This window comes from Planctomyces sp. SH-PL14, from assembly GCF_001610835.1.
In the GTDB taxonomy this organism is placed as follows: Bacteria; Planctomycetota; Planctomycetia; order Planctomycetales; family Planctomycetaceae; genus Planctomyces_A.
The window spans coordinates 6588557-6608409 of sequence record NZ_CP011270.1 but is presented as its reverse complement, the minus strand read 5'-3'; the positions used below and the strand labels follow the sequence as shown (position 1 = coordinate 6608409).

The 19853-nt window shown below is 66.0% G+C and carries 15 protein-coding genes; 8 read left to right on the top strand and 7 right to left on the bottom strand.

Going from position 1 to position 19853, the window contains the following annotated elements:
- Positions 1-260: 260 nt before the first annotated feature.
- From VT03_RS25340 to VT03_RS25330, 3 genes are all read right to left on the bottom strand, one after another.
- Complete coding sequence (locus tag VT03_RS25340; RefSeq protein WP_075095584.1) at positions 261-617, bottom strand: DUF2007 domain-containing protein; 357 nt, start codon at positions 615-617, stop codon at positions 261-263.
- Positions 618-699: 82 nt separating this feature from the next.
- Positions 700-1215 carry a hypothetical protein gene (locus VT03_RS25335; protein WP_075095583.1) on the bottom strand — a complete coding sequence of 172 codons (516 nt, stop codon included), beginning with the start codon at positions 1213-1215 and terminating at the stop codon, positions 700-702.
- Positions 1216-1259: 44 nt separating this feature from the next.
- Positions 1260-1790, bottom strand: coding sequence for a hypothetical protein (locus tag VT03_RS25330; protein ID WP_075095582.1), 531 nt, complete (start codon positions 1788-1790; stop codon positions 1260-1262).
- Positions 1791-2025: 235 nt separating this feature from the next.
- Here VT03_RS25330 and VT03_RS25325 point away from each other — a divergent pair, with 235 nt between their 5' ends.
- Both VT03_RS25325 and VT03_RS35120 read left to right on the top strand, forming a co-directional pair.
- Entirely contained in the window at positions 2026-3099 is a 1074-nt protein-coding gene (locus VT03_RS25325) for a right-handed parallel beta-helix repeat-containing protein (protein ID WP_075095581.1), read from the top strand.
- Between the two features lie 168 nt (positions 3100-3267).
- A complete protein-coding gene (locus tag VT03_RS35120; protein ID WP_156514748.1) occupies positions 3268-4644 on the top strand; it encodes a hypothetical protein in 1377 nt (458 codons plus the stop codon).
- A gap of 123 nt (positions 4645-4767) precedes the next feature.
- Here the strand turns inward: VT03_RS35120 and VT03_RS25315 are convergent, their stop codons facing one another.
- Positions 4768-7056 carry a serine/threonine-protein kinase gene (locus VT03_RS25315; protein WP_075095579.1) on the bottom strand — a complete coding sequence of 763 codons (2289 nt, stop codon included), beginning with the start codon at positions 7054-7056 and terminating at the stop codon, positions 4768-4770.
- Between the two features lie 179 nt (positions 7057-7235).
- Between VT03_RS25315 and VT03_RS25310 the strand changes: the two genes are divergently transcribed.
- Entirely contained in the window at positions 7236-7826 is a 591-nt protein-coding gene (locus VT03_RS25310; protein ID WP_231870515.1) for an RNA polymerase sigma factor, read from the top strand.
- A gap of 28 nt (positions 7827-7854) precedes the next feature.
- On the opposite strand, the gene VT03_RS25305 is transcribed toward VT03_RS25310, so the two are convergent.
- A complete protein-coding gene (locus tag VT03_RS25305; protein WP_082846524.1) occupies positions 7855-8637 on the bottom strand; it encodes a GDSL-type esterase/lipase family protein in 783 nt (260 codons plus the stop codon).
- Positions 8638-9121: 484 nt separating this feature from the next.
- Here VT03_RS25305 and VT03_RS25300 point away from each other — a divergent pair, with 484 nt between their 5' ends.
- A complete protein-coding gene (locus VT03_RS25300; protein WP_075095578.1) occupies positions 9122-12610 on the top strand; it encodes a DUF1553 domain-containing protein in 3489 nt (1162 codons plus the stop codon).
- A 208-nt stretch (positions 12611-12818) separates the two neighbouring features.
- Here VT03_RS25300 and VT03_RS25295 read toward each other — a convergent pair whose 3' ends face one another.
- Positions 12819-14486, bottom strand: a complete 1668-nt coding sequence (locus VT03_RS25295; RefSeq protein WP_075095577.1) for a hypothetical protein — start codon at positions 14484-14486, stop codon at positions 12819-12821.
- A gap of 564 nt (positions 14487-15050) precedes the next feature.
- Positions 15051-15938: a carbon-nitrogen hydrolase gene (locus VT03_RS25290; RefSeq protein WP_075095576.1), complete on the bottom strand. Its 888-nt coding sequence runs from the start codon at positions 15936-15938 to the stop codon at positions 15051-15053.
- A gap of 277 nt (positions 15939-16215) precedes the next feature.
- Between VT03_RS25290 and VT03_RS25285 the strand changes: the two genes are divergently transcribed.
- From VT03_RS25285 to VT03_RS25270, 4 genes are all read left to right on the top strand, one after another.
- Positions 16216-16716 carry a hypothetical protein gene (locus VT03_RS25285; RefSeq protein WP_075095575.1) on the top strand — a complete coding sequence of 167 codons (501 nt, stop codon included), beginning with the start codon at positions 16216-16218 and terminating at the stop codon, positions 16714-16716.
- A 495-nt stretch (positions 16717-17211) separates the two neighbouring features.
- Positions 17212-18654, top strand: a complete 1443-nt coding sequence (locus VT03_RS25280; protein ID WP_075095574.1) for a phytoene desaturase family protein — start codon at positions 17212-17214, stop codon at positions 18652-18654.
- A gap of 165 nt (positions 18655-18819) precedes the next feature.
- Positions 18820-19305: an SsrA-binding protein SmpB gene (smpB, locus tag VT03_RS25275; protein WP_075095573.1), complete on the top strand. Its 486-nt coding sequence runs from the start codon at positions 18820-18822 to the stop codon at positions 19303-19305.
- A gap of 208 nt (positions 19306-19513) precedes the next feature.
- The gene (locus tag VT03_RS25270) at positions 19514-19795 is read left to right on the top strand and encodes an AtpZ/AtpI family protein (RefSeq protein WP_075095572.1); all 282 of its coding nucleotides are present in this window, start codon (positions 19514-19516) and stop codon (positions 19793-19795) included.
- Positions 19796-19853: the final 58 nt, after the last annotated feature.

Below are 19853 nucleotides of genomic sequence, written 5' to 3'. Positions count from 1 at the left end.
CCGGAGGCCTAGCCGCCGAGAGGTGTCGGAAAGAGTACGTGTCCAAGCGCGGACACCGTGCCGTATGCCCCCTCAACAACCCGCGGCGTCTTCACGGCGAGCGGTGATCCTCAACGCCGGTACCACAAAGCGGACGCCCGTTGCTTACCACGGTTCCTCATAGAAGCGCCTCCGGCGGCAAGGGGGTGAGACCCCCTTGACCCCGGCTGCCGTGGCACGTTGGGTTTGAGCAAGCAGAGTCGTGCCGGCAAGAACGCGGTTCAGCTGACGCTCGGAGCCGTGAACGTCCACCCGCACTGCGGACACTCCACCGCACTTGCCATCTCCGCTCCGCAGGCGAGACAGACATTGTCAGCCGGCAGCTCAGCCCTCGCCTCCGGACGCTCCGCTTCAAGCGTCCGCAGAAGCTCCCGGGCGATCGCGACGTCCTCGTCCGCCACCAGCAACCGCGGAGCCGTCGGCCACCCGAACGGAAGCTCCCCCACCACCCCCTGCAGGATCTCGTTCTCGACCATCACCGGAATGCCCGCCTCCTCCAGCCGCAGCCGGACCACATGGGCCTCTGGAACATTCCGCGGCCGGCAGATTTCGCGAAAGCGTGTCTGTTCGTCTGCCATCCTCCGACCTCCCGGCAACTCCCCGATGACTCTTCGTCCTCACCGAATTGTAGCGCGGAGCCCGACCACGACGACCTTCGCTTTACCCCAGGGCCCGCATGTCGGCCTGCGCCACCGAATCACGAGACGCGTGCTCGGCCCGAGCGCTATCAACCGCGCCGCGGAACTCCTCCCGCACGCTCTCTGGCAAAGAGAGGGTGCAGGTGAACCCGTTGCCGGTCCCCACCACCGCCTGACCCCGCGGTGTCCACCGGACGGAGCGGATCGCCTTCCACGGAAAGAAGACACCGTAGAGATCGAGACCTTCGCTCCGAACCCGCAAGGGCTGCATCGCCCGGAACACGAGATATGCGGAGAGCAGCAGCGTGAACAACCCAAGGATCTGGAACTCGAGTCGATCCGCTTCCACGATCAGCTTCACACCGTATAGTCCCGCGAGCGTCAGCAGTCCCACGGTCCACGCCCACCCGGGACGCCGCCCCGCCTCAGCCAGCACCCGGCCCTTCAGCGCCGGCCATGCGGACACCTGCTCGGGATCCTGATACAGCCCGAGCGTGACCAGAAGATGCTGCAGGTCGAGCATCAGGAAGTCGATCATCGCCACTCCCTCAGATCGTCGCCGCGCTCCGCGGCCTCAGCCCCTCAAACCGAAGAGGTCGCTGGATCTCCAGCCGGCACAGCCGCGGCTTCGGATCGAGAGGGATCGAACGGGATCCCCAGGCTCCTCTCCAGAATCGCACCGCACCGATCGGCCTGATCGGCGGGAACGTCGAGCGTGAACGTACAGTGCGACGTCGTCTGAAACACGACGGTCGTCGCGTTCTTCCAGCGGCCGCTCTTAAAAGCATCCCAAGGAAGACCGCCCCCGGCAGTCACGATTCCCCGTTCGCGAATCTCATATCGGGCCAGCAGCCATGAGTATTGGGCCCCGGCCATGACCACGAACCCGAACTGCGCCAGCGGTCCGAATGGGGTCCGGTCGGGTAAGAGCGTGTTTGCCAGGACGAGGCCCGTCATCCAGACCGCTGAAAAGAGACGGAAACCCCCGGCCCACCGAACCCGGCCGCATTCAACGAGAACCGGCCCCAACCGACGGAACAGCCGCTTCTCACGCACGAACTGCAGCGCCAGCGGAATCGACACCAGGAGTGCCAGGGCAACATACCACGTCATATTGGCCTCACATGGAACGGACAGAGTCCTGATCGGAGCGATCCGCCTCCGTCCCAGATTACCGCGGCGGGGGGCGTCTCGATAGACGAACGCCGATCGTTCGACTGCGGATCATCGGAAAGGTATCAACCGCAGTCTCCGGTCCCCTTTGAGGTTGCGAATGTCCCTCCCCTGCCCTGTGGCCCCCCGTCGTTCCCTGCCTCGTCGGCTTTATATTCTGGCCGTCGTCGGAGGCATGGCGGCGTTCCTTTCCGCGGGGCCGCTGCACGCCGCCCGCTGGCATGTGAACTGTGAAACGGGAAAGGACACCGCCGGCGGACACGAGGACGCCCCCTTTGCCACGATTCAGAAGGCGATCCAGACGGCCAGGGACGGCGACGTGATCGAGCTCCACCCCCAGGGAGCGGTCTTCCGGCAGTCGGCCACCTTCCACAACCGCTCGAACCTCACGATCGAAGGGAACGACGTCACGCTCGACGGCGCGGACCCGCTCCCCGCGGACGGTTGGGAAGAAGTCGAGCCCGGCCTCGTCCGGCGAAAGCTCCCGCGGCCCGCCCTCGACCGACACCTGCTCATTACTAGTGGACGGATGGAGCGGATGGGACGGACGCAGAGCGCGAACTCGCCCGCGTTCCCGGCTGTGGCGGACTTGAAGCGCGGACAGTTCTGCTTTGAGAACGACGGCGAGAAGTCGGGATGGCTCTACGTCCGCGGCTCGACGAAGAACCTGGAGTGGGCCACCCGGGTCAACGGCATCGCCACGGGAGGGACGTGCCGGAACCTTGTCGTCCGGAACCTCAATACGCGGAACTTCCTGAACGACGGCTTCAACATCCACGGCGGCTGCCGGGAACTGCGGTTCGAAAGCATCACCGGCTACGACTGCTTCGACGAAGGGTTCTCGGCGCACGAGACGAGCGAATGCCAGATCGACGGCGGCCGGTTCTACGGAAACGAAAACGGCGTGGCGGACGTCAACTCGTCGGAGACGATCTACCGGAACTGCGAGTTCACCGGGAACGTCAATTTCGAGGTCCTGTTCGCCGGCGCCGCGCACCAGCTCATCGACTGCCGGATCGTGAACACGACCGCCGTCACCGCCCTCTCGGCCGGCCCCCGCGCCAAGGACGCGTCGTTCGACCTCAAGCTGATCCGGGTCGCTATCGACGCCCCGGACCGGCCGAAGCCGGGACGGGCGCGGGTCAGCGGCGGAACCCTGACCGTGGAGGAGGGGACGCTGGGGAACATGAATTTCGATTCCACCGGCACCCGCTCGCCGGACAAGACCGCCGATCCCGGCCGAAGCTGACCGGCAATGCCGCAGCGTAACCTCTTGCTCTCCAGGCAGATGCCGCCAGGCTCCGACCGCTCGTCGAAACCTCGAAAGAATATTCTGTAACAGATCGTCCGCGATCCCGCTTCGAGACTCAGGCCGGGGCAATCCGCTCCCGCCGCGAGAGACTCAGGAGTGAAGATCATGGTCAGGACACGTCTTTTCCGCCGGGTGAACGCCCTGCTGATGCTGTTGATGCTGAGCCAGTCGGCCGCCCACGCGGGGCCCCCGGGCTTTGGCGGTAAGGGTAACTTCGGTGGCAAGGGGAACTTTGTCCGGCAGGGCTCGTCGGACTCCCGTTCCCGCGGGACCGGCGGCTTCGGAAACGGAAACGGTGGCAACGGCAACGGCGGTGGCGGGAGCTTCAAGGGGGGCGGCGTCACGACCTTCCCCAAGTTCACTCCGAAGTTCCCGACCAACGGCACGCACGTCCCGCCTGTGACCGGTCACAAGTTCCCGACCGGCCCGGTCACGACGCCGAAGTTCCCCACGTTCCCGACCAAGTTCCCCACGGGAACCGGGTCCGGCCCGTTCAAGCCCCCGACGTTCCCGACGGGGCCGTTCAAGCCGCCCGTGGGAACCGGACCGATCGTCGGTCCCGTGAAGCCGCCGACGTTTCCAAGCGGGCCGTTCGGACCGTTCAAGCCGCCGTTCGGAACGGGCGTTGGCCCCGTGAAGCCTCCCAAGTTCCCCGGCGGACCGATTGGTCCCATTAAGCCGCCGATCGGTCCTATCGGTCCGGTTGTCGGTCCCGTGAAACCGCCCATCGGCCCGATCAAGCCCCCGATTGGCCCCATCGGCCCGGTTGTCGGTCCGGTGAAGCCCCCGATCGGCCCCATCAAACCGCCGATCGGTCCCATCGGTCCGGTCAAGCCGCCGGTCGGTGGACACGACGATCACGACCACGGGCATGGTCACGGCCACGGGCATGGTCACGGCCATCACCACCCGCACTGGCCCTACTGGCCGGGGGGATGGTGGCCGACGACCTCGGCCTGGAACCCCTGGCCCGGCTGCTACGGCGGATTCCGTCTGCCGGTCGTCCAGCCCTGCCCGATCCCGGTGTATGAGCCGGTCTACACGTCGGTGCCGGCCCCCGCGGTCAGCGTGACGCAGTCCGCCTCGGTCGCCGCACCGGTGGCTACGATGCGGACGGTCGACCTGAGCATCGCCGGCGTCCAGGTGATGGACCGCGGAACCGCGGAGCGCGGGATGCGGCTGCGGGTGAAGGTTGCCAACAAGGGACCGATGGACCTCATGGACGCAAGCCGCGTGGCCGCCTTTGCCGCGAACTCGGGAGAGCCGACGGGAGAACTCCCCCGCTCGATGGCGATGCTGAACGGCCTCGCGGCGGGGCAGACGAAGGAAGTCGAGATCGACATGCCGGTGACGGCGAACGGGATGCCGATGCTGATCGCCGGCGTCGAGCTCCCGGAGAACTATGTCGATGCCAACGACAAGGACAACGTCGCCCAGGGCCCGGTTGATCAGCTCCTCGGGATGCAGACCGCAGCGAACTGAACGCCGTGTCGCTCACGACACCTCGAAGAGATCGCCTTCCGGAGCGACCTCACCCGATGACCTCGGAAGCGACCGCTTCCGAGGTTTCCTTATTTCCGTCCCTCATCGCCCCCCGGCCATCGCTCATCGATCCGACCGGCGGAGGAACTCCGTCAGCGTGTTGAGGTCGTTCTGAAGCCGGCGGAACAGCAGCAGGGCGAAGGCGAACCCCAGCCCCCCGGCCACCGCCGTGAGAATCAGCGACCGACGCTGACCGTCCCCCACAACCGCGAGCACGGCGGTCGAGAGCATCGGGACGAGCGCCGCCAGGGCGAGATAGAACCAGGAGTGCCGATGGAGGCGTTCCAGCCCCTCGATGTCCGCCCCGTGGGGGACGTTCCACCGCAGCAGGACCGGATAGAAGTTCCGGACCGCCAGTGCCGAGACCGCCAGGAACGGATAGGCGGAGGCGATCAGGCCGCACAGCGTCAGCGACGCCAGGAAGTGAATCACGACCGCGCCGGGCAGCTCTCCCAGGATGAGCCAGAGCGAGACGGGATACGCGGGGGCGGCGAGGAGCCAGAGGCTCAACCCGATGGCGGCCGCGACGTGACCCAGGTTGAGACACCGGCGGCGGACGCCCGCCAGCTCCTCGGCCGACAGGCTCTCCGCGTAGTTCGCCTGCAGGCAGCGGGAGATCTCTCGGGCGAAGACCACCGCCAGGAAGGCGCCGACGGGGAACGCGATCAGGTTGATGACCGACTGGACCCGCATGAACGTCGGCTCGGCGGCCGGCCACTGCGTCGCGATGACGTGCGCGTTGTGCAGAAAATTGCAGACGGCCGCGACCGCGTTGGGGAAGACGGTGACCGCCGTCATCGCCAGGACGGGATGCCGCGGCACGATCCCTTCCCACCCGCCGCGGGTTCCCCGGAACAGCCTCCGGGCGGCCGGATTGAGGGACAGCTCCAGCTCCGTCGCCAGGTCGATCGCCGAGGCGAACCGGTCCGCTGGCTCCGGCGCCAGGCAGCGACGGAGCGTCTCGGCCAGACCGGGCGCGGCTGCGTCGAGCGCCCCATCGTCGAGCCCGGCCGGCCGCGATGTTCTGCGTTCGATCGTGAGCCGCTCGATCCATCGCGCCGGGAGATCTCGTCCCGGCGGCGAGCCACGGAAGGGACGCCCCCCCGTCAGCAGTTCGCTGAGCAACATCCCCAGCGAATACAGGTCGCAACGGACATCGAGATCAGCCGGAGACCGGGGATGCTGCGGATTGAGAGCTTCCAGATGCTCCGGAGCCATGTAGGCGAGGCTTCCGCCGAACTGCGACTCCGCGGAGGCGTCCGGAAGCTGGCTGCTGAAACTGACGTTGAAGTCCGCCAGCTTGGGGGTCCCGTCCGCCATGAGGAGGACGTTCGCCGGTTTGAGGTCGCGGTGCAGAACCCCCTTGCCATGGGCATAGGCCAGGGCCCGCGCGAGACGGCTGCCGATCCAGGCGACGACCTGCGGCCAGGCCAGTCCCGCCAGCTCGCGGGAGACAGGCGATTCGGCCGGGCGGGATTCGCCCCGGGCGTCGAGGATGGCGGCCACGCCGTCGAGATAGTGCCGCCCGGTCCGGCTCCGCGGCGCGACGTCGCCGAGCCGCTGGATGACGTCATCCAGGGTCCCTCCCGCCGCGTACTGCATATAGAGGAGACGGAGCCGCCGTTCGGGGAGCTGCTGCTGGTCGTAGACCCGGATGATGTGGTCGTGGTCCAGTTGGGCGAGGGTCTGCGGTTCGGTCCCGGCGTCGGCCGAGACCTTGAGGGCCACCAGCCGCTGCATCGACGTCTGCCGCGCGAGGAACACCGCCCCGAAGGCCCCCTCCCCCAGCCGGATCAGGAGCTCGAAATCGCCGATCGTCTCCCCCGGCCGCAGGTCGACGCGGGGCCGTCTTCCAGAACCGGCGGCGTGCGTCGAGTGCAGCGCCGGATCCATCCCGAACAGGTGCCGCAGCTCCGCCGCCCGGCCGGGGAACCTTTGGAAATACTCACCGGCCTGAACCACGTCCCCTGCCAGCCGGCGGACGTGGAACTCCTCGAGGATCACGGAGGCCGGAATCTCCCCCAGGTCGGGAACATCCGGGAGGTAGTCCTCGACCAGCCGACGGAGTCCCTGCCGCCACCGCTGTTCGAGATCGAGCTTGATGAGCTCCGCCGCGACGATCGCCCGCGTGCTTCCGTTCGCTTCGAGAACGTATTCCGCAATCGTCGGCGGATAGCCTCCTTCAGACCAGGCATTCGAAAACGCCTCGACAATCCGGGCCACCTCGTCCCAGTCGGCTCCGGCGGCCTGGGCGCGGCGGTCGAGGCGTTCATCGCGCCATGTATTGTCGTCCTCCGGCGGCCGGCGGCTCGCCAGTTCCGAACGCGGGACAGGACGCGACGAATCGGTCACGGAGACTCGAAGTGCGGGGAGAGTGTTGTGCGAAAGCAGAACGAGCCGGGGACATCCCGGACGGCCACGCGGCTCTCGTCATCTTCCCTCAACTCGAAGCGGGATGCCACCCGCATGGCCCGTCCTGGGGCCCGCCGCTACGATCCCCACGCGCCGAAACGCCCGAACGACACAGCAGGATGATGGCCGAACCGGACAATCCGATTTCGATCACCGATGAGGCGTCGCTCGGCCGCTTCGTTCAGGAGAGCCGCCGGCCGCTCCTGGTCTACATCGACCGCAATCTGGGGCCGGCCCTCCGCAAGAAGGTCGAGCCCGAGGACATCCTCCAGGAAGTGACGGTCTCGGCCCTCGCCTCGCTCGATCCGTTCCTGGTCCCCGGGCGGGACCCGTTCCGGCTCCTGTGCCAGATGGCGGAGCAGCGGATCATCGACGCCCATCGGCACCACACCGCCCAGCGCCGCAGCAGCGAGCGGGAACGGGAGCTCGACCGTCCTGCCGCGACGGACGCCAGCGCGAACTTCGTGGACTGGCTTGTCGCCAGCATGACCTCAGCCAGTCAGGCGTACTCGCGAAATCAGCGGGAGCTGCAACTCGCCCTCGCCGTCGAGCAGCTCAGCCCTGAGCAGCAGACCGCCCTCCGGCTTCGATACGTTGAGCAGTTGCCGACGAAGGAGATCGCGGCGCGGCTCGGCAAGACCGACGGTGCCGTCCGGGTGCTGTTGAGCCGGACGGTCGCCGAGTTGCAGAGCCGCCTGGGGATCGCGTGACTTCGGTTAATGGTCCCTGCTCGGACAATCACTCGCCGAGAAGCCGCACCAGGGTCGGCTCCATCGCCTCGGCCCACACGCGGTAGCCCTCTTCGCTGAGATGGAGGTGGTCCGGAGCGAGCCCCGGCCGGAACTCGCCCGTCTCGATCAGGAATGAGGGGCCGATATCGAGGAAGGTCACGCCTCCCTGATCCTCCATCGACTCTTTCAGAGAGGCGTTGATGTTCTGGATCCGCTGGCGGTGGGGGTTCTTGGGGTCTTTTCCTCGGGGAAGGAGGCCCAGCAGGAGGATCTTGGTTTGCGGCGATTTCTTCTGGATCGTCTCGCAGACGGCTCGAATCCCCGCAACGATCTCGTCGTCCGTGTTCTCGCGGACGTTGTGCGAGGTGAGGTTGTTGGTCCCGATCAGGACGACCGCGACCTTCGGAGCGATTCCTTCGAACTCACCGTTCTCAAGCCGCCACAGGACCTGCTGTGTGCGGTCCCAGCCGAAGCCGAGGTTGGCGGCGTTCCGCTTGGCGTAGTAATCGTCCCAGACCTTCTGACCGGAGGAGCGGTTGGGTTGCGGGCGTCCGCCCCAGAGGTGGGTGATGGAGTCGCCGATGAAGATGAGGTCGGGCGGGGTTTCGGCGATGGTCTTGCGGACGGCGGCGTGGCGTTCGTTCCAGTCGTAGAAGTCTTTTTCGCAGGCGGGGGCGGGGAGGATGGCGGTGTTTTCGACGGCGGGGGCGGCGGCTTGCGGCTTGTCGTCGGCGAAGGAGGGAACTGTGACGAGCAGGAGGGTGAGGCTGGTGAGAAAGGCTCGTCGCATGGAGGGGCTCCGTGGATCGGGTTGGGGAAGCCGTATCACAGCGAGGCCCCCAGGTCGATTTCAATGGTGGCTCAAACACCGTCTTTGCCGGCACAGCTGTGCTCGCTCAAACCCAACGTGCCACGGCAGCCGGGGTCAAGGGGGCCTCGCCCCTTGCCGCCGGAGGCATTTTCGTCGCGGAACCGTGGGACACAACGGACGTCCCCTTTGTGGAACCAGCGTTGAGGACTCACCGCTCGCCCTGGAATCCCCGCGGGTTGGTGAGGGGGCATCCGACACGTCGTCCGCGTTTGGACACACAAGGTTTCCGATGGTGTCCGACGGCTAGGCCTCCGGCGGGCAAGAGGGCGTTGCCCCCTTGCATCCCCCACCAGGGTAGCCCCTGGACCCGGTTCTTGAGCGGCACTTCGATGGTTCATCACCGGTAGCCATCGTATGATTAACCGACATTGATGCGTTCGTCTCCTCCACGGAGCCCGGTCCGATGCGGTTGTGGTTCGTCATCCCGGCAATCCTCCTCTCCCTCACCACCCAGCCTGGGCAGGCCGCCCCTCCCATCGACTTCAACCGGGACATCCGCCCCCTCCTCTCCAATAACTGCTTCTTCTGCCACGGCCCCGACCCCGCCGAACGCAAAGGGGGCGTCGACGGCCTCCGCCTCGACACCTTCGAGGGCGCCACCACCGACCTCGGCTCCGGCCACGTCGCGATTTCACCCGGCAAACCCGACACCAGCGCCCTCCTCGAACGCATCACCACCGATGACCCCGACCTCCAGATGCCCCCCAAGGGCAAAGGCAAACGCCTCACCCCCGCCGAAGTCGAACTCGTCCGCGAATGGATCCGCCAAGGAGCCAAATACGCCAAACACTGGTCCTACGAACTCCCCATCCGCCCCCCCGTCCCCGCAGTGAAGAACACAGCGTGGCCCCGGAACGACGTCGACCGCTTCCTCCTCGCCTGCCTCGAAAAAGAAGGCCTCTCCCCCGCCCCCGAAGCGGACCGCGCCTCGCTCATCCGCCGCGCCAGCCTAGACCTCATCGGCCTCCCACCCACCCCCGAAGAAGTCGACGCCTTCGTCCAGGACACCCGCCCCGACGCCTACGAACAGATGATCGACGCCCTCCTGAGCAAGGACACGTACGGCGAACACTGGGCGCGACTGTGGCTGGACCTCGCCCGCTACGCCGATAGCGCCGGCTACGCCGATGACCCTTCCCGCACGATCTGGGCGTACCGCGACTGGGTCATCCAGGCCTACAACGGAAACATGCCGTTCGACCAGTTCACAGTCGAACAGATCGCCGGCGACCTCCTCCCCAGCCCCACCCGCTCCCAGCTCGTCGCCACGGCGTTCCACCGCAACACCCTGACCAACAACGAAGGGGGCACGAACGACGAGGAGTTCCGGAACGTCGCCATCGTCGACCGCGTCAACACCACGATGGCGGTCTGGATGGGAACGACGATCGCCTGCGCCCAGTGCCACACGCACAAGTACGACCCGCTCTCCCAGGAGGAATTCTTCCGCCTGTTCGCGATCTTCAACAACACGGACGACGCCGACCGCCGCGACGAATCCCCCCTCGTCGAGCTCTGGTCCGACGAACAGCTCCGCCGCAAGGAAGACTGGACCAAGCAGATCGCCACCCTGGAACAGAAGCTCAAAACCGCGACTCCCGAACTCTCCGCCGCCCAGGCCGAATGGGAACGATCCCTCCCCCGCGAAGTCGCTTGGCGGAACCGGACGCCGAGCCGCTTTGAATCGAAGGCGGGTCTGACGGCGGCCATCCGCGAAGACGGCACCGTGCGGGTCGAGAAGGAGGCGGCGACCGACACCTACACCGTCGAACTTCCCATCGTGACGGCCGAGACCGTGACGGCACTCCGTCTCGAAACGCAGCCCGGCGCCGGCCTCCCCGGCCAGGGGGCGGGATTCGGCGGAGGAAACTTCGTCGTGACCCGCGTCGGGATGAGCGTCGTCCCGCCGACGGGGACGCAGGTCGCCGGGCGGTTCGTGCGGATCGAGATCCCCGGTCCGCAGAAGATCCTCTCGCTGGCCGAGGTCCAGGTCCTCCGCGGGACGGACAACCTCGCCAGCCGCGGCGAGGCGTCCCAGAGCACGACCGACTACAACGGCCCAGCCAAGCTGGCCATCGACGGGAACCCGGACGGCGACTACGCCCAGGGCTCGGTGACCCACACCGCGATCTCCGACGATCCGTGGTGGGAGCTCGACCTCAAGGGGACCGAGGCGATCGACTCGATCGTCCTCTGGAACCGGACGGGCGGCGTCGAGAACCGGCTCTCGAACTTCCGCCTCACGCTCCTTGATGACCAGCGGAAGCCGGTATGGCAGGAAGAGGTCGCCGAAGCCCCGATGCCGAGCCGGACGTCTTCGCTGAGCGGAGCCCGCGGCATCCGCTTCACGACCGCCCTGGCCGACTACGCCCAGAAGGACTTCCCCGCCGCAGGTGTCCTCGACGCTCCCGCCGAAAAAGGAAATAAGAACGCAAAGCGTCCGGAACAGAATGGATGGGCCGTCGGCGGAGCGATCGATCAGCCGCATCAGCTGACGCTCATCCCCGAGTCCCCCGTCGAGCTCCCGGCCGGCGGCCGGCTGGTCGTCATGATCGAGCAGTCCTCCCCGCACCCCAATCACCTCCTCGGCCAGTTCCGCCTCGCGACGACGACCGAGCCCAAGATCTCCGAGTTCGCCCGCGTCCCCTCGAAAATCCTCGAGATCGTCGGTCTCCCGGCCGACCAGCGGACCGCCGAACAGTCGACCGCCATTCAAGAGTTCTTCCTGTCGACAACGCCCCTGCTCCAACCGACCCACGACCAGCTGGCTCTCGTCCGGAAGCAACTCGCCGACGCCAAGCCCGAGACAACGGTCCCGGTGATGAAGGAGCTCGCCAAGGAGACCCGCCGTGTCACCCGGCTCCAGCATCGCGGAAACTTCCTGGACCTCGGCCAGGAGGTTCATGAAGGGATCCCGGCCGTCTTTGCGACCGGCACCCCATCGACCCCGATGAGCCGGCTCGATCTTGCGAAGTGGCTCATCAGCGATACGAATCCCATGACGGCCCGCATCCTCGTCAATCGCTACTGGGAGCAGCTCTTCGGCATCGGGATCGTCCGGACGAGCGAAGAGTTCGGCTCCCAGGGAGAGCTCCCCTATCACCCGGAGTTGCTCGACTGGCTCGCCACGGAGATCGTCCGGGAACGGTGGGACGCCAAGGCTCTGCTGCGGCTCCTCGTCACCTCGTCCGCCTATCGCCAGTCGTCGCGCGTTTCTCCCGAACTCTACGAGCGCGACCCGGACAACCGCCTCGTCGCCCGCGGCCCCCGCTTCCGGCTTCCGGCCGAGACGATCCGCGACCAGGCCCTGTTCGTCTCCGGACTCCTCAGCCCCAAGATGTACGGCCCGCCGACCAAGCCGCCGCAGCCGTCGACGGGACTCAACGCGGCCTTCGGCGCCGGGATCGACTGGCAGACCAGCACCGGCGACGACAAGTTCCGCCGCGGCCTCTACACGACCTGGCGGCGGTCGAACCCGTACCCGTCGATGACGACCTTCGACGCCCCCAACCGCGAGGTCTGCACGATCAGCCGCTCGCGGACCAATACTCCGCTCCAGGCGCTCGTCACTCTGAACGACCCGGTCTTCATCGAAGCCTCCCAGGCCCTGGCCCGCCGGATGGCCGCACACGGTGCGACGCCGGCGGAGCACCTGGAACTGGGCTTCCGACTGTGCGCGAGCCGCAGCCCTTCGGCGACCGAATCGGCTCGACTCATCGCCCTCTACGAGCAGCTCAAGACGGAGTTCGACGCCGCTCCGGAGAAGGCCAAGGCGGTCGCCACGAAGCCCCTCGGCGACCTGCCGGCCGGCCTCGCCCCGCCCGAAGCGGCGGCGTGGACGGTCGTTGCCAACGTCCTTCTCAATCTCGACGAAGTCCTGATGAAGCGGTAGGGGCATCCAGCGGCTGCCATCGGCGATAAGCCCTCTTATCCGTGTTCATCTGTGTTTATCTGTGGCTGAACTGATCTGATTGAGCCACGGATGAACACAGATGGACACAGATAGGAAAGGGCAAGAAAAGAAGCCGGCAGGGAACTGATGTCCCCTGCCGGCTTCGAACTCTCAGACTGGCGTCCCGCACGCCGCGGGACCGGTCATCTCACTGGCCCTGCTGCTTCTGAATGCCGAACATCACCAGCTTGGAGATGTTCTGGGCGTTCTCGACCGGCAGGCTGAACTTGGCGCGAATCGCGTCCTTCTCGATCCCGATCGCCCCTCCCATGAAGGACGGAGCGACTTCCAGAGCGTCGAGCTCGCTCGGATCGAACGGGAGCTGGGCTCCGAAGTTCCCGGCCTGCTTGGCTCCGCGGACCGCCAGCGTCGGCAGGTCGAGCATCCACACGAGGTTCGACTCGGGGAGCAGGGTCTTGCTGAACGCCACGGCCGGGCTCGTCGCGCTGGCCGACTTGTAGGTCTTGAGCGCGGCTTCCATCAGTTCCTTGCCGCCGCCGAAGGCCTGCAGATACCCCTTGTCGAGGTAGGCGACGCGGGCCACCATCCCGTCCGGACCAAAGGCGATGGTCTGGAACGCGGCGGCCTGCGGGTCTTCGACTTCCTGCTTCATCGTGATGACGTCGATCTTCGTGCCACCGATCGTCTCGGCGTCTTCGGCAAGCGTCGTCTCCTGCTTGAGGCCCGGAGCTTCGATCGTCCCCATGCTCTTCGTGATCGCCCGCATCTGCTTCTTGAGGGTGTCGACCGGTCCGCACTCGGTCACGCCAACGGCCTTCAGCAGGCCCGTGGCCGCGTCGCCGATGTCGAACGAGGTCGCCATCCCGGAGAACTTGACCCCCTTCATCCCGTCGAGAGCCTTGGTCATGGCCGCCTTCTGGGCCTCGTCCTTCAGCATCTCGGCGTTGTACTTCATCCCCCACTGCATCAGGGCCTGGATGTCGGCCGAAATCCCAAGGTATCCAACCGAGTCGCCCGGCAGCTTGCCCAGGAGCGCCATCTTGGAGCGGGGATGGGCCGCGAGCGCCTTCGACGTGCTGGAGTCCTCTTCGAAGACCGCGTAGTCCTCGATCTTCAGGCCGGTCTTGTCGGCGTTGAGAGCAATCGTCAGCTCTTCGGCGTCACCGAGGGCGGCGAGGGCCTTGTCGAGCATCGTCGAATAGACGGCGAGCATCGGCTTGATCTGTTCGCCCTGCGGGCCGAGCTGCTCTCCGAGCTGTTCGATCGCGGCATGCCCCTGCGTCTGGGCGGCGTCGATCTCGTCCTCATATGCTTCGGCAAGCTGGGCGACGTTGATGTAGATCGCCAGGTCGCCGGCGTAGAAGAGCTTGTCCCCTTCTTCGCTCATGTTCTCTTCAATCGAGTCCTCCGCCTTGACCGCCTCGGGGACTCCCTTGTCCTTGTCGGCGTAGTAGACCCAGTCGCCGTCGACGACCGCGGTCATCTTCGAATCAATGGCATCCTTCATCGCGTCGGCGTCCGTCGCCGGGATGGCGAAGACGACGTTCGGCTCCCCTTCACCGCTCGCGTAAACGATGATGAACCAGTCCTCTTCGCGGTCGACGCCGGCGAGCGTCGGGTTCGAGAGGGCGACGCCGATCAGGCCCCCCTGCTGCTCGACCTGTTCTCCGAAGCCGGGCTGAATCGCATCGACCAGTTCCGCAATCTGCTTGAGCGTCTTGTCGAACTCGCTCAGCCGGATCACGACCGAGGCATCCGACGAAAACCGCGCCAGGGGACTCTTGTCCTCCTGGGCAAGAGCCGCCCCCGCGCAGCACAACCACCCACCAACGGCCACCACGAACCAGCGCAACATGTGAGACATCTCCTGAGAAGGAACGCCGGACAGACTCCTGTGCCGACGGCTGTTTGCAATTCGATCGGAAGCGCGACCCCCACTGGCGACGCACGCTAAGCGGGAAAACCCGGTTTGGCTATCCCTTTTTGCAAAGATCGCGAGTCGCCGCGCGGTACCGCGAGACGGTCCCAATCACGCGGGCTGATGGGACTGCAGATCGGGACAGGATCGCTGATGTTCGCGATCCAGAACGGAGCGCAGTGCGGAATGGATCATCGGCCAAGTGCCAAAGAGGAGAGGACGGCCGGCGAAAATCACGCCCGCGTGGCGGAGGAAACAGCATCGACGTTGTGCTTCATCGGAATGAGCGCACGCTGCACGGAGAGGCCGACCGCAACTGACTGACCAGTCAGTTCTGCCCCGTGCTCAGGATGCTGCAGCTGCCCGACGTACCGAGAGAATTCCGCTCACGTCCCTGTCCCAAGCCGGCCCGGCCAGGACAGCCACCGCGTCACAGAAACAGAGTCGCCCCACCGACGGCGTCGTCGGTGGGGCGAAATGACTCAGTGGTAACCAAGGGAACTATCCCAGGTACCGCTTCGTGATGTCGCCGTAGGCGTCGATCCGGCGATCGCGGAGGAACGGCCAGTGGGTCCGCTGGTAGTCGAGCCGGCCCAGGTCGCATTCGGTGATCAGGATCTCTTCCTTGTCGACGCTCGCCTTCTTGAGAATCACCCCCTGCGGGTCGCAGACAAAGCTCTGCCCCCAGAACTCGAGCCCGCCATCCTTCGCTCCCTCGTGACCGATCCGGTTGACTGAGGCGACATAGACGCCGTTGGCGATGGCGTGGCTCCGCTGGATCGTCTCCCACGAGCTGTGCTGCCCCGCCCCCTGCTCCGCCTTCTCGGTCGGATGCCAGCCGATGGCCGTCGGGTAGAAGAGGATCTCCGCTCCGGCGAGCGCGGTGAGCCGGGCCCCTTCCGGATACCACTGATCCCAGCAGATCAGGACGCCGACCTTGCCGAACTTCGTCGGAAAGACCTTGAAGCCGAGGTCACCGGGCGTGAAGTAGAATTTTTCATAGAAGAGCGGGTCGTCCGGAATGTGCATCTTCCGGTAGAGCCCCATCAGGCTCCCGTCGGTGTCGAACACCGCAGCCGTGTTGTGGTACAGCCCCGCCGCCCGCTGCTCGAACAGCGACGCGATGACGACGACTCCGTTGTCTTTCGCGACCTTCGAGAACGCCTCGGTCGACGGCCCGGGGATCGTCTCGGCGAGTTCGAAGCAGGCGTAGTCTTCGGACTGGCAGAAGTATTCGGAGCAGAACAGCTCCTGCGTGCTGATGATCTGGGCCCCCTGCTTGGCCGCCTTGTCGACGAGAGCGACGGTCCGCGCGCGGTTGTCCGCCACGTCCTTCGTCGCATGCGTCTGCACGAGACCGACCCGCACCTTCCGAGACTGACCTGCCATCTGCGTTCCTCATCCTCGGCACCGCCGGACGAACCCTCGAATCAACCGTGGCGAGGGGACTGTCCGGGACCGGCGCGACAGAAGTATTGACCCGGCGATCCCCTGGGACAAGACAACGAAACCCGGCGAGGGCAATTTGCCGCGAGCCTTCGTGCCCGAGACGCGGACGGGCCATGAAAGCGTTGACTTTGCAGTTGGTCCGACGAGCCGAATTCCCGGGGTTCGGGACGTTACAGGACTCGAACCTTTGCGGTCCGGAGGAGCGGGAGCTCCAACGGTGACCACACTCATCTGGATCGTCGGCCACGCGGCACTCTTTGGCGGGACGGCCCTGCTCTCCCGATCGGGGATCAGCGGAGGGAGCAGCATCGCGTTCTTCGGCTTCGCTCCCGCGCTGGGACTCTGGCAGGCGGCTCTCCTCCCCGCCGTCGATGGGCGCTGGCAGTGGCCCGTCCTGACGTGTGCAGGAGTGTTGATCGCCCAGTTCTTTCCGTGGATGTTCGCGTGGCAATTCGGCCTCCTGCTGGGACTGGCCCAGTTCGGCCTGCTGCAGGAGAGCGGCTATCGGCGGGCGGGACTCTGGCTGGTGGCGAGTTCCGCGGGGTGGGCCGCGGGAGGCCTCGTCGGCAGCCTCTGGGTCGCACCGGCGACCGCAGAACTCGGCTGCGATCCCGCGGCTGCGATCACCGGCCTCCTTTATGGAGCCGCGACCGCCGCAGCGCTGGCGGTTCTGCAGAGGGACGGTCGACAACCGCGACGTCCGTGGTCGGAGCCGTGAGGGGGGCATTCGCCGGATGGTGGTCGGTCAACGAGGGAACACGTCCTTGCCGGCTCGACTCTGCTCGCTCAAACGCAACGTGCCACGGCCACTGGGGTCAAGGGGGCCTCGCCCCCTTGCCGCCGGAGGCACTTCCTGTGAGGAACCGTGGGACACAACGGATGTCCGCTTTGTGGTACCGGCGTTGAGGACTCCCCCAACCTACACCGCTCGCTTTGCAATCCCAGCGGGTTGGTGAGGGGGTACACGACACGTTGTCCGCGCTTGGACACGTGCTCCTTCAGACATCTCTCGACGAGACGGCCTCCGGCGGGCAAAGGGGCGTTGCCCCTCTGCACTCCCTACCAGGGGTGCCCCCTGGACCCCGGTGGGCCGACACTGGGTGACTACCAATCGGCGAATGCACCCAAGCCGTGACATCGCCATATCCTGGCAGGACGCTGACACCGCAACTCCCTATACTTCCGGGCTTCCCCACTCCAGCCCCTCCTGGCCTTGCGTTACCACACCCTCATCATCGGCGCCGGTATGTCCGGGTTGGCGGCTGGAATCCGGCTCGCCTACTACGAGAAACCGGTTTGCATCCTCGAGCGCCACACCACCATCGGCGGCCTGAACTCGTTCTACCGCCTCCGCGGGCGAAACTACGACGTCGGCCTGCACGCCGTCACGAACTACGCCCCGCCCGGGACCCGGACCGGCCCGCTCGCCAAGCTCCTCAAACAGCTCCGGCTCCGCTGGGACGATTTTTCGCTCAAACCGCAGTGCGGATCGGCGGTCGTCTTCCCCGGCCGGCGGCTCAATTTCACCAACGATTTCCCGGCCTTTGTCGATGAAGTCGCGGCGGTCTTCCCGCAGCAGGCGGACCGCTTCCGCCGCCTCGTCGAGACGATCAACGCCTTCGACGAGCTGGACCTGTCGCAGGAGCCGGTCTCGGCCCGCAAGGTCCTTCAGGAGCACCTGAGCGATCCGGTCCTGATCGACATGCTCTTCTGCCCGCTGATGTTCTACGGGTCGGCAATCCCGCACGACATGGACTTCAGCCAGTTCGTCATCATGTTCAAGAGCATTTTCCAGCAGGGGTTCGGCCGGCCGCTCGACGGCGTCCGGCAGATCCTCAAGGTGCTGACCCGGCACTTCAAAGAGCTGGGGGGCGAGCTGAAGCTCCGCCACGGCGTGCGGGAGATCAAGGTCGAAAACGGCAGGGCGGTCGGCGTGATCCTCGACGACGGCCGGGAGATCGAGGCGGACAACGTCCTCTCCTCCGCCGGGGCCGCCGAAACGGTCGACCTCCTGCCGGGAACGAACCGGGAAACGGTCCCCCGCCCCGCCGAGGGGGAACTGTCGTTCAACGAGACGATCTTTGTCCTCGACAAGCAGCCGGCGGACCTCGGCCACCGCGAAACGATCATTTTCTACAACGACTCCGAGCGGTTCACCTACGCCGTTCCGGACGAGCCGTGCGATGTCCGGAGCCTGATCGTCTGCTCGCCGAACAATTTTCGATACGAGGAAGGACCAGGGTCTGGGGACGAGGGACTAGGGACGGCGGAGGCAAAGCCACCCTTGGAAGACGGGATCGTCCGGATCACCGCTCTGGCGAACCCGGCCTACTGGTTTTCCCTCCCGGACGAGGAATACGCCCGGCAAAAAGCGGCCTGGGGGGACCGGATGGTCGAGTCCGCCCTGCGGTTCATGCCCGACTTCCGCCCGCACGTCGTCGACACGGACATTTTCACCCCCAAGACCATCAAGCGGTTCACCGGCCACGCCCGCGGGGCGGTCTACGGCGCGCCGCGAAAGATCCTCACAGGGGAGACGCCCGTCGAAAACCTGTTCCTGTGCGGCACCGACCAGGGATTCCTCGGGATCATCGGCTCGATGCTTTCGGGAATCACGATCGCGAACAATCAGTTGCTTCGTGATCCGCCCGCGTGAAACACTGTTGTCCACACAAAAGTTCCGGTATTCACAAGGTGCCCTGAACCTCGCGCTTCAACACGGTGTCCTGAAGCCACCCAAATTTCTTCGACAGAGACGTTCGGGCCCCATTCCACACCCTTCGAACCCTCAAGGGCCACAGCCCTTCTCACCAGAACCCCGATGGCAGCCAAGGACAAAGGCGACGACAAGAAGAACACCGACCGGGTCGTGTGCCGGAACCGCCGCGCGCGGCACGACTACGAGATCTTGGACGAGATCGAGTGCGGGATCGTCCTCATGGGGAGCGAGGTCAAGAGCATCCGCAACGGCAAGGTGACGATCGACGAGGCCTTCGGCCGGGTCGAAAACGAGGAACTGTGGCTGTTTGGCGCCGACATCGCGGAGTACCCGCAGGCGTCGTACATGAACCATGTCCGGAAGCGGCAGCGGAAACTCCTCGTCAAGAAGCGCGACCTGCGGAAGTTCGCCGAGACCGCCGAGCAGCGGGGGTTTACGCTGATCGCCCTCGACGTCCATTTCACGCGGGGAATCGTGAAGGTGACGCTGGCGGTCGGCAAGGGACGGAAAGAGCACGACAAGCGGGACAAACTGAAGAAGAACGAGGCGGGCCGGCAGATCCGCGAGGCCGTACGAAAACGCGGTTAGCCGAGTGCGCGAGAGCGAAATGGAAGGCGCGGCCTTTCTCCGCCGTGAGAAACCGATGCCACCGCTGGGAATCACATTTCTGCAAGAAACCCCTCTTTGACACCCCCAAAACCCGGCAGTAGACTCGCGACGCCGGAGCACAACTGCGGGGGCGTTCTGCCCTCCGACCGCAGGATCCGGCCCCCGTCCCAGGCGGATACCAGGTCGCGTGTATCAGCCCAAGGAACCCGACGACAACCAGATTGCCCAGCAGGCGAAAGCCACCGCCACGGCAATCGAGTGGGTCTCTCGGATCTTGGCGATCGTGGCCGTGATGGTGCTTCCCGGGCTGGGAGGAACCTGGCTGGACAGCCGGTTCGGAACGCAGGTGTTCACCCTGGCGGGTTTCGCCCTCGGGCTGACGATTGGAATCGTCGCCCTGCTGGCGGTCGTCAAAGCGCCGCCGACCAAGATCCCGTCCAACAAGACACCCCGGCCGCCGAGTTCGTAAAACGTGAGTGAACCGGACGACGCGGCAGAGATGAAGGCCTCCGGGCCACAGACTTCAC